Raw genomic sequence first — 12484 nt, 5'->3', positions numbered from 1 at the left:
CATGATCCGCCTAGAGAATATCCAGCGCCGCTATGTTTCCGACGAGGTGGAAACGACCGCGCTCGCCGACATCGACCTGGACGTGGCAGCGGGTGAATTCGTCGCCATCATGGGGCCGTCTGGTTGCGGAAAATCCACGTTGCTCAATACGCTGGGCACGGTCGATCGCCCCACGGCCGGGCGCTATCTGTTCGGCGATCGCGATCTGGTCGCGCTTAATGAAGCAGAGCTGGCCCGCTTTCGGGCGATGACGTTGGGCTTTGTGTTCCAGAGCTTCAATCTGATCGATGAGCTGACCATCGCCGAGAACGTTGAACTGGGCCTGATCTATCGCAAGGACGCCGGTGGCGATCGCAAGGGCCGCGTCGCGGCCGCGATGGACCGGGTGGGCATATCCCATCGTGCGCGGCACTATCCGCATCAGCTGTCCGGCGGGCAGCAGCAGCGCGCCGCCATTGCCCGCGCCATCGTCGGCAAACCCAAGCTGATCCTGGCCGACGAGCCGACCGGCAATCTCGACAGCGAAAACGGGCAGCAGGTGATGGATATTCTCACCAGCCTCAATGCCGATGGCGCGACGATCATCATGGTCACGCATTCGCCCAGCCATGCCGACATCGCGCGGCGGCGGATCGACATGCTCGACGGGCGCATCGTCGCCTCGCTCGCCCGCGCGATCTGAGGAGGCAAGCCGATGAACCGCTTTGCCTTCCTTACCCTCTATCGTTCGCTCACGCGTCACCGGCTCTATGCCGCGCTCAATATCGGCGGTCTGGCCGTCGGCATCGCCGTGTTTCTGGTGCTGGGCCTCTATGTCCGGTTCGAAACCAGCTATGAGACATGGCTGCCGCACCACGACCAAGTCTACATCGTGCAAACGGTGGTGAATATGCCCGATAGCCCGGTCAACGGTGCCTATCCCAATACGATGGGCGGCCTGCTGGAGGAGATGAAGGCCGATTTTCCTGGGCTTACAGGCACGCGCATCAACGGCGTGGGCGCTACGGTGCTGCGCGGCGGAATCGGCACAGCCGAGGATCTTGCCTGGGTCGATGCCCAGTTCTTCGAGGTGATGGACCTGCCGATGGTACAAGGCGACGGTGCACGCGCGCTCGCCGACCCGTCCAACGTGCTGATCGACGCCAATATGGCGCGCAAATACTTTGGCAGCACTGATGCCATCGGCCAGACCCTGACACTCAACATCGGCGCCGGAACCGCACCCTATCGCGTCGCCGGCATATTTGCCCCGTTGCCCCGCAATACCGACCTCAAGTTCACGATGCTCACGCGCATCCCCAATGGGGCACCCAAGGGTAATGAAGACTGGTGGTATCACTGGAGCAGCACCTCGGTGAACACCTACCTACGCTTTCCCAACCCAGCTGCGGCCAAGGCCTTTGCCGCCCGGATGCCGGCGTTCGTAGTCCGCCATGGCGCGACCGACCTGGGCGCCGACGCAGACAAGATGATGCAGCTTACGCTGCTGCCGCTCACCGATCTGCACCTGACCCCGGCAGGGCGCGATATGGCCAGCATGCGCCAGACGATCATTACGCTGGGCGTAGTCGGCGCGCTCACCATGCTGATCGCGATTGTCAACTACGTGAACCTGGCCACGGCGCGCGCCGGCCTGCGCGCCCGCGAAGTGGCCATGCGCAAGGTGCTTGGCGCCAGCCGCAGCATGCTGGTGCGGCAGTTTACCGGGGAGGCCATTCTCACTACGGCGCTCGCTGCGCTGGTCGCGCTGGCGCTGGCCGAACTGGGCCTGCCGCTGGTCAATGCCGCAGCGGGCCTGGCATTGTCGATCCCCTATGCCACCGTCGTGCCGGCGCTGCTGGTGCTGTCCATCGTCGTCGGAATTGGCGCGGGGCTCTATCCCGCCGTGCTGCTTTCCCGCTTTCCCGCCGCTGCTGTGCTGGCATCGGCGCGTTCGCCCGGTGGCGGCCGCACCGGCGCCAGGCTGCGTGAAATGCTTGTCGTGTTCCAGTTCGCGCTGGCCACCGCATTCATCACCGGCACCCTGGTGCTGGTGGCGCAGACCCGCCATCTGCGTCAGGCCGATCTTGGCTTTGCCCGCGATGGGCTGATCGTGGTCAAGAGCATGGCGGGGTTGAGCGAGGGGCAGCAAGGCACCATGCGCGAAGCGATTGCCAGCTTGCCGATCATCCGCGCGGTCGGGATTGCCGACAGCGCCGCCGGTGGCTTTGGCAACAACAATGACAACAACATCGAGATTCCGGGGCGGCCTGGTTATGGACCTTCGCTGCGCGAAATTGTCGTCGGGCGCGGCTTCTTTGCCACTTACGGCGCGCGGGTGATCGCCGGCCGCGTGTTCGACAATCAGCACGGGGCCGACGATTCCTATGGCACCAAGAGCAAGGACAACCGCGCAATCGTGATCAATCGGACGGCTGTTGGCGTGCTCGGCTTCCGCTCTGCACAGGAGGCGGTCGGCAAGACGCTGGGCAAAGGGCACCCGCGCACAATCATCGGCGTGGTGGACGACATGCGGTTCTTTTCACCGCACGTGCCGATGGAAGCCACGTATTACACCTATTGGAGCCATGACGTGGGTGCCCCGGTGCTCACCGCCCGCTATGCCGGCCGGATGGATGCCGCGATGGACGCGGTGCGCGACACATGGCGCAAGATTGCTCCGGAAGTGCCGTTTGACGCTGCGCCTGCCAATCAAGAACTCGCCAAGCTGTTCGAGGATGATGACCATGCGGCCAATCTCTTCACCATCGGCTCGGTGCTCGCTGTCCTGATCGGCTGCATTGGCCTGTGGGGGCTTGCTTCGTTCAATACCTCGCGGCGTGTGAAAGAGATCGGCATCCGCAAGGCGCTGGGCGCCTCCTCGCGCGACGTGGTCAAACTGCTGGTCGGCCAGTTCCTGCGTCCGGTGCTGATCGCCAACGTGATAGCCTGGCCCCTGGCATGGGTGGCAATGCGGCAATGGCTGGCCGGTTTCAGCGATCGCATTGCGCTCTCGCCGCTGTACTTCGTTGCCGCAACGCTCCTGGCGCTGGCCATTGCCGTGCTTACGGTTATCGCCCAGTCTCTGCGCGCCGCGCGGGCGACCCCGGCCTGGGCGTTGCACCATGAGTAAGCGGCTTATGGTTGCCGTAGCGCTTTCCACCGCGCTGGCATCGGCGCCCGTCCAGGCGGAAACCCTGCGCGACGCGGTGGAGGCGGCCTATCTCGGCAACCCAACATTGGCGGCGGCCCGCGCGCGGCAGGATGGGCTGGCCGAAACGCCCGAACAGGCACGCGCGGCGGGGCGGATCACGGCCGCCGCCGATGGGGCGGTCGGCTATGACCGCTTCGATTATGATCGCGGCGCAGGCGGCACCGTTTCCGCCAGCCTGCCGATCTGGACCGGCGGCCGGGTTTCCTCGCGGCTGCGCGCGGCCGAAGGGGATGTGGCGGCCGGGCAGGAAGGACTGCGCGACGCCGAGGCGGCGCTGCTCACGCAGGTGATCGGCGTCTATGCCGAACTGCTGTATGACCAGCAGGCCGTGGATATCGGCAAGGCGGATATCGCCCTGCTCGATCACCAGGTGGCCGAAGCGCAGGCGCGCTATCGCCTGGGCAAGGCCACCCGCACCGATGTCGCCCAGCTTGAGGCGCAGCGTGCCAGCGCGGGGGCGACCCTGGCCGCCGCGCAGGCAACGCTCGATAGCGCCACGGCAAACTATCGCGCGGTGGTAGGGCAGGATCCCGGACCCTTGGCGCCGCCGCCCGCGCTGGGCCCGATGCCAGCCACGCTGGAACAGGCGCGCGCCGATGCCCTGACGGCCAACCCGCTGTATCAACAGAGCTTGCGCGCCGCCGATGCGGCCGGTGCGCGCATACAGGAAGCCCGCGCCGGCAGCGCGCCTACAGTGTCTGTGGGTGGTGGCTATGGCTATGACGTGCGCCTTGGTGGCGTTGGGGCGGGCAGTTCCCTGCGTGCCGCCAATCTCGGGCTAAGCTTGCATATTCCGATCCTCACCGGCGGTCTTGTTGCCTCGCAAGTGCGCCAGGCGCAGGCCACGCAACGCGCCACGGTGTTCGATGCCGCCGCCGCCGGCCGCGAGGCGACCCGCTCCACCGATGCCGCCTGGGCCGCCCTGGCTGGTGCACGGGCGCAGATGGCGGCCAACCAGGCGGGTGTGGACGCGGCCAATCTTGCGCTGGGCGGGGTCAGGGCCGAATACGGCTTTGACCTGCGCTCGACGCTCGACATTCTGGTGGCGGACGAAAGCCTGCGTTCCGCCCAGCTCGCGCTGGCACGCAACCGCAGCGACACGATCATCGCCCAGGCGGCCCTGCTGCGGGCCACGGGGCACCTCGATCTGGATGCGATCCCAAACGGATAGGGCCAAACGCATCGCGGCGCTGTGCAGACGGTGACTGCACAGCGCCGCGATTTTGACCCGTTGAGGGGGCGGTGGCGTTAGATTGCGGGGAAGTCGACCGTGGTGGCCGCCACGTTGTTGATCAGGTTGGTAAAGAAGTTTTCGGCCACCACGGCAACGATCTCCACGATCTGGCCGTCGCCGAACCCGGCGGAGCGGAGGGCCGCGATGTCTTCTGCCGAAACCTTGCCCCGTGCCTCGGCCACCTTGCGGGCAAAGTGCACGGCCGCTGCAGCATGCGGATCGGCCGAGGTTCCCTGCCGCGCCAGGTCGATTTCGTCCCTGCTCAGCTTGGCGAAATTGTGGCCGGTGAAGGTGTGGGCGGCATCGCAATATTCGCAGCCGTTCACAGCCGCCACGGCAAGGGCGATGCGTTCACGGGTCTTGAGATCGAGCGCCTTGCCCAGGCCCTGGTTGAGCGCCGCGTGGGCGGTGATCGCCGCCGGGCTGTTCGAGAGCACGCGGAAGAAGTTGGGCACTCGACCCAGCTTGGCGTTGATGGCGCCCAGCGCGGCCTGCGAACCTTCCGGGGCGGCGGCAATTTCGGGAATGGTGATGCGAGACATGACGATATCCTTTTGCCTGTGAGTTTGTCCGCTGGCGCTCATGCGCCGGTGGGAATGGGGTTTTCGACAAGGCTCTGGTTGAAGGCGTCGAACAGGGCATGCTCGCCGGCTCCGGGGTTGTCGCGCATGGCGCGGATGCCTTCGACGATCACCTCGGGCGCGTCGGTTGCCAGCGCCACCAGGGTCTGCTCGATGAAATCGGGCAGCGGCATCGCGCGGGGATCGCCGCTCTTGTAGATGAGGTCGGTATCGACCCACGGCGGGGCGATTTCCTGCACGCGCACCGATGTGTCGCGCAGCTGGAACCGCTGCGACAGCGCGTAGGAATGCAGGGCCGCCTTGGTTGCGGAATAGATCGCGTTGCTGGCGATCGGCACATAGGCCAGCACGCTGCTGGTGTAGAGCACGGTCGCTTCGGGCTTGGTCTTGAGGTGTTCGATCAGGGCCGAAGTCACGCGGATCGGTCCCAGCAGGTTGGTGGTGATCAATTCCTGCGCGAGCTCGTCGTCAACCGGGCCGGAGACGTCGTCGAACGGCATGAAGCCCGCGTTGTTGAACACGACATTGAGATCGGGGTAGCGCGCGATCACGTCCCGCGCTGCGCGCTGGATGCTATCGAGCTTGGTGACGTCGAGCTGTACCGACGCCATGCCGGGATTGGCTGCCGTCACCTCTTCCAGCAACGCGGTGCGCCGCCCCGAGATGATGACCTTGTTGCCCAGCTTGTGGAGCGCTTCGGCCAGGCCACGGCCAATGCCGCTGGTGCCGCCAGTGATGAAGATGGTGTTGCCGGTGAGTTTCATGAGGGTAGTTCCGTTTCCGGGAGGGGAGGGGGAAGAGCGATCAGGCCGCGGCGTGGAAGCGCGGCGCGGAATGGGTGGCAGAGAGCTGGGGGCCGAGGGCGGCGCGGGCGGCCTCGAAGGCGTGCCACAGCGCCACGTCGCGCAGCGCAGGGATGGTGCTGGTTTCGCCCTGGTCGAGCCCGGCGAGCGCGGCGTCGACCATGTCTTGCGCGTCCATCACGATCTCGGTGGGCAGATGCTCTACCGGCAACCCGCCGAGGGCCCAGAAATCGGTGCGGGTGGCGCCGGGCAGCACGGACTGGGCGCGGATGCCCTTGTCAGCCAGTTCATGGTTCAGCGACGTGGTGAAAGCCTGCACGAACGCCTTGGTGCCGCCATAGACCCCATTGAGCAGTTCCGGGGCCACCGCGACGATCGAGGCGATGTTGATCACGGTGCCGCCGCCGCGTGCCACGAACCCTGGCACCGCCGCATAAGTCAGCCGCATCAGCGCAGTAACGTTGAGCTGGACCATGGCGGTCATCTTGTCGACGTCGCTTTCCAGCAGCGCGGTGTGCGTGCCGATCCCGGCGTTGTTGACCAGCGCCGTGACGCTGGCATCTTCACGCAGAACCTTTTCGACGCGGGCGAGGTCGGCGCTGTCGCCCAGGTCGGCGGCGAGCACTTCGACCGAGCGGCCGGTCTTGTCCGAGATCTGCGCGGCCAGTTGCTGCAGCTTGTCGCGGTTGCGGGCGACGAGGATGAGGTCATATCCCCGCGCAGCGAGACGGTCGGCATAGATCGCGCCGATACCGGTCGATGCGCCGGTGATGAGAGCGGTTCCCTTGGTGGTGGCGGTCATGGTCGTGGTCCTTGTGCTTGTCGGTGCGAGCGTCATCGCTCGTGACAAGGACCTTATGGACCAGACGGCCTATGTCTGATATGACGTAGAAACTACGTTTTTCAGACATAGCTTGTGGAGGCCACATGCCGCACGTTTCCATGGTGTTGACCCCAGGCTTCCAGTTCCTTGCGCTGGGGGTGCAGGCCGCCTTTGAATTGGCCAATGTCGTGCAGGAGGAACCGTACTATACCTTGTCGATCGCCTCGGTCGCGGGCGGGGAGGTCTTGTCGTCCAGCGGATTTGCCGTTCCTACGGTGCCGTTGGCGCAGGTCGGGCCGGTTGATACCCTGTTGCTGCTGGCGGGGCTCGTGCCACCGCCGCGCCAGGACGAGGCAACGCTGGAAACCCTGCGCACCATGGCGCGCGAGGCGCGCCGCGTGGCTGGCCTGTGCACGGGGGCATTCCTGCTCGGGCAGATCGGCCTGCTCGACGGTCGCCGCGCCACCACCCACTGGGCCTATGCCCGCCAGATGCGCGAAGACTTTCCCAACGTGCGGGTCGAGGACGACCGCATCTTCATCAATGAAGGGTCGGTGTGGACCTCGGCCGGGCTTACCGCCGGCCTCGACCTGGCTATTGCCCTGATCGAAAAGGACCTGGGACGGGACGTGGCTGGCGCGATCGCCCGCCGCCTGGTGATGCACCACCGCCGTGCCGGCGGCCAGTCGCAGCATTCCGAATTGCTGGAACTGGCGCCGAGCAGCGACCGTATCCAGAAGGCCGTGATCTTTGCGCGGGCGCACCTGGCCAATCCGCTGACCGTAGAGGAACTGGCCGATATTGCCGCCCTGTCGCCCCGCCAGTTTGCCCGCGCCTTCCGCGCCGAAACCGGGCAGACACCGGCCAAGGCGGTCGAGCAGATCAGGCTGGAAGCAGCCCGGTTGATGATCGAGGAAACCCGCCACCCGATGGACCAGGTCGCGCGCGAATGTGGGTTCGTCGACATTCGGCGCATGCGGGAGGCGTTCATACGGCAATATGGCCAGCCCCCGCAGACACTGCGCCGGCTGGCCAAGGCCGCTTAACCGTTCGCGCCCGAACCCTACAGCCCGGCCGACACCTGCGGCGCTCAGAGTTCGGGTAGCGCTTGCCCCGCAAAGCCCCAGCCGCGCAAGGCGGGCTGCGCGGCGCGGTCGATCAGCCTCTCGGCATCGGCGATCGAGAAGGGATGGGCATTGTCCATGCCATCCAGCTCGTCCCAGGTAATCGGCACAGCAACCGGTGCCCCTTCGCGGGCGCGAGCAGAGTAAGGCAATACTGCCGTGCTGCCGCGCTGGTTGCGCAGCCAGTCGATGAAGATCCGGCCCTTGCGCTTGGCCTTGCTCATAGTGGCGGTGAAACGTTCCGGCGCGGCCAGCGCCAAGGCCTCGGCAAAGCGGCGGGCAAAGTCCTTGTGCGTCTCCCAATCGTGGCCGGGCGTAAGCGGTACCACCACGTGCACGCCCTTGCCGCCCGACAGCATGGCAAAGCTGACCAGGCCGATGTCGGACAGATGACCCGCGATATCGTGGGCAGCGCGGCGCACTTGCGCGAAGTCGAGGCCCTCGTCGGGATCGAGATCGAAGATCATCCGGTCGGGCTGTTCCACCGCCTGCGTGCGGGCACCCCAGCCGTGAAATTCGATCGAGCCCATCTGCACGCAGGAAAGAAGTCCGGCGCTATCGGTGACGTAGAGGTAATCCTCTGTTCCACCGTCCTTTTCGGTGATGGGCACATGGTGGACATCGTCGCCGAACGAGCCGCTGTCATGCTTCTGGAAAAAGCACGCCTTGGCCCGCCCTTGCGGACAGCGCACCAGGCTGAGCGGGCGGTTGGCGGCAAAAGGCAGCATCAGCGGCGCGATGGCCTCGTAATAGTGCGCCAGATCGCCTTTGGTCTGCCCGCTTTCGGGGAACAGGACCCGATCGGGATGCGAGATTTTTACAGGGGCAGTTGGCGCGGAAAGGGGGGCAGGGCGTTCGGGCGTCACATTCTTGGCCTTTTTATCCTGCCGCAGCCCGACAAAGCTGGCATGGCGCACGCGGCCGTCGGCGGTGAACTGGGCAAACGCGATTTCGGCCACCAGCTTGGGCTTGATCCACTGCGCGCCACGTGCCTCGGCCGGAGGGACCAGCGCCCCGGCCTTGCCCTGCGCCAGCGGCGCCATAACTTCGGCCAGTGCCTGCAGCGTCTTGGTATCGAAGCCCGTGCCAACCTTGCCCTTGTAGGCCAGCGCGCCGTTTTCCATCTGGCCCAGCAGCAGGGCGCCGAACGGCCGCGCCCGCGCCGGGCTTTTCGTCCAGCCCAGCACGACAAACTCCTGTCGCAGCGTGCATTTTACCTTGACCCACTGGCGGGTGCGGTCTCCGCGATAAGGCGCATCCACCCGCTTGGCGATGATGCCTTCCTGCCCGGCCTGGCACATCGCACCGAACAGTTTTTCGCCGGCGCCGATGACATGCTGGGCAACATGGAGCGGTGGCTGCGCCTGTGCCATCAGCGCTTCGAGGCGTTCCTTGCGCTCGATATTGGGCAGCGGCTTGAGATCATCGCCCGCCAGACGCAGCAGATCGAAGGCGAAATAGGCCAGCTTTGCGCTATGGCCCGACTTGAGAGCGGCCTGCAGCGTTGAGAAGCTGGGATTGCCCTGCGCGTCGAGTGCCACGGCTTCGCCATCGATCAGCGCGGGCGGAAGGTCGAGCGCGGCCAGGGCGTCGGCCAGCGGCTGAAACCGTTCGGTCCAGTCCAGCCCGGTGCGGGTCAGCAGCTTTACCTCGGCACCCTTGACCGCGGCGACCAGGCGGTATCCGTCGAACTTGATTTCGTGCATCCAGTCGTTGCCGGTGGGCACGGCATCGACCAGCGTGGCAAGCTGCACCGGCTCGAACGCGGGCAGGCGGGCGGCAGTTTGGCGTTTCGCGCGGCGTTTGGGCTTTGCCGCCGCCGTGGCATTGTGGCGGGCCGCATGCTCCATCGCCTCGGCAAAGCGCTTGCCTTGCTTGCCGGCCAAGGCCTGGCTGCCCTGCTTGTCGGCAGCGATCTGGGCCATGGAGCGGCCAGTCAGAACACTGGTCAGCCCGCGCTCCACCAGGTGTTCGCTGCTGCCGGCATGATCATCCGCCACTTTGCGCAGCAGCCAGTTCTCCCGCTTTTCCTTGCCGCGCGGCTTCATCCGCACGAGCAGCCACTCGCCGTTCATGCGCTCACCAAACAAGCGGAAATGCAGGTGGCCCTTTTCCAGGTCCTTGGCGCTCTTGCCTTCGACTGGTTCCCAGCGCCCCTGGTCCCACAACATCACCGTGCCGCCGCCATACTCGCCCTTCGGTATGCTGCCTTCGAACCGCGCATAGGACATGGGATGGTCTTCGGTGCGCACGGCCAGGCGCTTGTCATCGGGGTTGAGGCTGGGGCCACGCGTCACCGCCCAGCTTTTCAGCACGCCATCGACTTCCAGCCGGAAATCCCAATGGAGGCGGGTGGCATCATGCTTTTGCACGACGAAGAGGTGGCCGTGCTCGCTGGGCTCTTCCACGCCCTTTGGCTCGGCCGTGCGGGTGAAATCGCGCTTGGCATTATAGGGCGCAAGGGGATCGGCGCGGGCCACGAGACTATGCCTTCTTGCGGCGGGCGGCAGGCTTGCGGGCCGGGTTTTTCGCGGGTTTTCGCGCGGGCTTGTCCTCCCCCACCGATTTCTTCAGGGCGGCCATCAGGTCGATCACATTGCCGCCCTTGCCACCGGAATCGTCTTCGGCATCTTCGAGAATGCGCTTGCCCGTGCCCGCCTTGCGCTTCTTCTCGATCAGCCGGTGCAGCGCATCGACATAGCGATCGTGGAATTCGGTAGGCTTGAACGGTGCGGTCTTCTTTTCGATCAGCGTTGTGGCAAGGTCGATCAGATCCTCTGACGGTTCCGTCTCGGGGATGTCCTTGAAATAGCCCTGCGCACGGTGAACCTCGTCGGCATAGCGGAGCACCTCCAGCACCAGCCCGCGCCCGCAAGGTTTGAGCGACACCAGTTGCTCGCGTCCGCGCACCGACAGCTGGCCAAGCCCTACGCGCCTAGTTTGCCGCAGGGCATCGCGCAGCACGCCATAGGCTTCTTCGGCAAGGTCGTCGGCTGGCACCACGAAATAGGGTTTTTCGTAATAGAGCACGTCGATCTCGGATGGCTCGACGAACTGTACCAGTTCTAGCGTCTTGCGGCTTTCCACCTGCGCCGCCGCGATCTCCTCGTCGTCGAGCAGGACATATTCGTCCTTGGATACCTCATAGCCGCGAATGATTTCATCGCGGTCTACCGGCCCCACCCCGGGCGCCACCTTTTCATAGCGGATGCGCTTGCCCGAAGGCTCATGGATCTGGTGAAAGCTGATCGCCGCGCCAGAGCGCGTGGCAGGATAAACCTCCACCGGAATGGAGACGAGCGCGAGCCGGATCTGTCCTTGCCAATAGGCGCGTGCGGGCATGGTGTACCTCCGCCTAGCAAAAGCGCCGGGCGTGGCAGGAGTTCCCCCGATGAACCTATGTCAAGATTGATGCCGGCATGCCGGCGAGCCACTCAAAAAGGCGCGCCACTAAATTTTCTGGGCCGCTCCAAGGTTAACGATAAATTTTTCATATCCCGTGCAGTATCTGGCAGAGCCGACCAGGACGCCGACATCCGACGATGACGAACACGCTTTTCACGATCTATCTGTTCATCGTCGTCACGCTGGTCGCCAGCGCCGGGATGACCCTGTGGGAACGCAACGCGCAGCCTGCGCGCCGGCGGTTCCTGGGAACCTGCGCGGCCGGCTATGCCGTGCTGGCTACCGGCTGCGTGATCGCGACGACGCGCTCGCACATTCCCGGAATTACTGGCGCGGTGTTGAGCAACCTCGTCATGCTGTGCGGCTATATGGTCGTGCTTGATGCGGTGGCGGCGCTCGATGGGCGGCGGCACCGGGGCAAGTCGGCGCTGCTGCTGGGCGGTATGGCCGCGCTATGGGCCTGGGGCGGGGCGCAGTGGGCGGTGTGGACCTGGCTCTATGCCGCGGCGGTGCCGATCGCGATCGTGTGTCTTGCCACTACCTGGGAGGCATGGCGCAGCCCACCGTTGCGCACGCTGCGCTCGCGCAATGTGTTGATCGCTGTGACCGGGTTCCACGGTGTGGTTTATGCCGCGCGGGCACTCGTACTGCCGGGTGTAGTGGCGCGCTTTGGCCAGGGTGCCATCGAACTGTCGAGCACGGTGACGCTCTATACCGGTGTACTGTATTCAGTCGTGCTGCCGATGGTGATGCTGGCACTGGTGCGTGAAGAGGCCGATGCCGGTCTGGTGCGCCTGGCCACGACCGATCATCTCACCGAACTGGGCAACCGCCGCTGGTTTTTCAGCGAAGGCGCGGAGCTCATCGCGGCCGCGCCCGGCGACCTGGCGCTGCTGGCCTTCGATATCGATCATTTCAAATCGATCAACGATCGCTTTGGCCACGCGACGGGCGACAAGGTTCTGAAATCCTTTGCCCTGATCCTGCGCGACGTGGTGGGCCCGCATGCCCTGCTGGCGCGCATCGGCGGGGAGGAATTTGCCATCATGCTGCCCGGGTACGACGGCCAGGGCGCGCGTCGCGTTGGCCAAGCGGTGATCGACAGCTTTGCCGACAGCGCGGTGCTGTGCCGCAGCGGCGTTGCCGTCAGCGCGACGGTGAGCGTGGGGCTGGCCGAACTGGGCAACACCGGCCGCGATGTGGCAACCTTGCTCGGCCTGGCCGACCGTGCGCTTTATGCCGCCAAGACTCTGGGCCGCAATCGCCTGGAACCCGCACTGGTCGCGCTGGTGCAACCGGCTATGGCAGTGGCCTGATCCCT

At 65.4% G+C, this 12484-nt stretch carries 10 protein-coding genes; 5 read left to right on the top strand and 5 right to left on the bottom strand.

Going from position 1 to position 12484, the window contains the following annotated elements:
- Window position 1 precedes the first annotated feature (1 nt).
- From SCA01S_RS08150 to SCA01S_RS08140, 3 genes are read left to right on the top strand one after another with little or no spacing between them, the layout of a single operon-like run.
- Complete coding sequence (locus SCA01S_RS08150) at window positions 2-682, top strand: ABC transporter ATP-binding protein (protein WP_062784632.1); 681 nt, start codon at window positions 2-4, stop codon at window positions 680-682.
- Between the two features lie 12 nt (window positions 683-694).
- Window positions 695-3112, top strand: a complete 2418-nt coding sequence (locus SCA01S_RS08145) for an FtsX-like permease family protein (protein ID WP_062784630.1) — start codon at window positions 695-697, stop codon at window positions 3110-3112.
- Window positions 3105-4364: a TolC family outer membrane protein gene (locus tag SCA01S_RS08140; RefSeq protein ID WP_062784628.1), complete on the top strand. Its 1260-nt coding sequence runs from the start codon at window positions 3105-3107 to the stop codon at window positions 4362-4364. Before SCA01S_RS08145 ends, SCA01S_RS08140 begins: the two co-directional genes overlap by 8 nt.
- A gap of 77 nt (window positions 4365-4441) precedes the next feature.
- Here SCA01S_RS08140 and SCA01S_RS08135 read toward each other — a convergent pair whose 3' ends face one another.
- The 3 genes from SCA01S_RS08135 to SCA01S_RS08125 are packed head-to-tail and all read right to left on the bottom strand — an operon-like array spanning window position 4442 to window position 6613.
- Window positions 4442-4969 (bottom strand): carboxymuconolactone decarboxylase family protein, encoded by a 528-nt coding sequence (locus SCA01S_RS08135; RefSeq protein WP_022676598.1) that lies wholly within the window; start codon window positions 4967-4969, stop codon window positions 4442-4444.
- Window positions 4970-5007: 38 nt separating this feature from the next.
- On the bottom strand, window positions 5008-5772 hold the full coding sequence (locus tag SCA01S_RS08130) for an SDR family oxidoreductase (protein WP_054131210.1): 765 nt from the start codon (window positions 5770-5772) through the stop codon (window positions 5008-5010).
- A gap of 40 nt (window positions 5773-5812) precedes the next feature.
- Window positions 5813-6613: an SDR family NAD(P)-dependent oxidoreductase gene (locus SCA01S_RS08125; RefSeq protein WP_062784626.1), complete on the bottom strand. Its 801-nt coding sequence runs from the start codon at window positions 6611-6613 to the stop codon at window positions 5813-5815.
- A gap of 125 nt (window positions 6614-6738) precedes the next feature.
- Between SCA01S_RS08125 and SCA01S_RS08120 the strand changes: the two genes are divergently transcribed.
- The gene (locus SCA01S_RS08120; protein ID WP_062784624.1) at window positions 6739-7680 is read left to right on the top strand and encodes a GlxA family transcriptional regulator; all 942 of its coding nucleotides are present in this window, start codon (window positions 6739-6741) and stop codon (window positions 7678-7680) included.
- Window positions 7681-7724: 44 nt separating this feature from the next.
- On the opposite strand, the gene ligD is transcribed toward SCA01S_RS08120, so the two are convergent.
- Window positions 7725-10238, bottom strand: coding sequence for a DNA ligase D (ligD, locus tag SCA01S_RS08115; RefSeq protein ID WP_062784622.1), 2514 nt, complete (start codon window positions 10236-10238; stop codon window positions 7725-7727).
- A gap of 4 nt (window positions 10239-10242) precedes the next feature.
- Window positions 10243-11100: a non-homologous end joining protein Ku gene (ku, locus tag SCA01S_RS08110; RefSeq protein ID WP_062784620.1), complete on the bottom strand. Its 858-nt coding sequence runs from the start codon at window positions 11098-11100 to the stop codon at window positions 10243-10245.
- Window positions 11101-11300: 200 nt separating this feature from the next.
- Here ku and SCA01S_RS08105 point away from each other — a divergent pair, with 200 nt between their 5' ends.
- Window positions 11301-12479, top strand: a complete 1179-nt coding sequence (locus SCA01S_RS08105; protein ID WP_062784618.1) for a GGDEF domain-containing protein — start codon at window positions 11301-11303, stop codon at window positions 12477-12479.
- Window positions 12480-12484 lie beyond the last annotated feature (5 nt).

Source organism: Novosphingobium capsulatum NBRC 12533 (assembly GCF_001598375.1).
GTDB classification, from domain to species: Bacteria; Pseudomonadota; Alphaproteobacteria; order Sphingomonadales; family Sphingomonadaceae; genus Novosphingobium; species Novosphingobium capsulatum.
The sequence above is the reverse complement of the archived record's forward strand: the minus strand, read 5'-3'. Positions and strand labels throughout refer to the sequence as shown.

Bases quoted from the DNA above. Each gene is read 5' to 3' on its own strand.
- SCA01S_RS08105 (WP_062784618.1), top strand. From the start codon at position 11,301: ATGACGAACACGCTTTTCACGATCTATCTGTTCATCGTCGTCACGCTG.
- SCA01S_RS08145 (WP_062784630.1), top strand. From the start codon at position 695: ATGAACCGCTTTGCCTTCCTTACCCTCTATCGTTCGCTCACGCGTCAC.
- SCA01S_RS08150 (WP_062784632.1), top strand. From the start codon at position 2: ATGATCCGCCTAGAGAATATCCAGCGCCGCTATGTTTCCGACGAGGTG.
- SCA01S_RS08125 (WP_062784626.1), bottom strand. From the start codon at position 6,613: ATGACCGCCACCACCAAGGGAACCGCTCTCATCACCGGCGCATCGACC.
- ku (WP_062784620.1), bottom strand. From the start codon at position 11,100: ATGCCCGCACGCGCCTATTGGCAAGGACAGATCCGGCTCGCGCTCGTC.
- SCA01S_RS08140 (WP_062784628.1), top strand. From the start codon at position 3,105: ATGAGTAAGCGGCTTATGGTTGCCGTAGCGCTTTCCACCGCGCTGGCA.
- SCA01S_RS08135 (WP_022676598.1), bottom strand. From the start codon at position 4,969: ATGTCTCGCATCACCATTCCCGAAATTGCCGCCGCCCCGGAAGGTTCG.
- SCA01S_RS08130 (WP_054131210.1), bottom strand. From the start codon at position 5,772: ATGAAACTCACCGGCAACACCATCTTCATCACTGGCGGCACCAGCGGC.
- SCA01S_RS08120 (WP_062784624.1), top strand. From the start codon at position 6,739: ATGCCGCACGTTTCCATGGTGTTGACCCCAGGCTTCCAGTTCCTTGCG.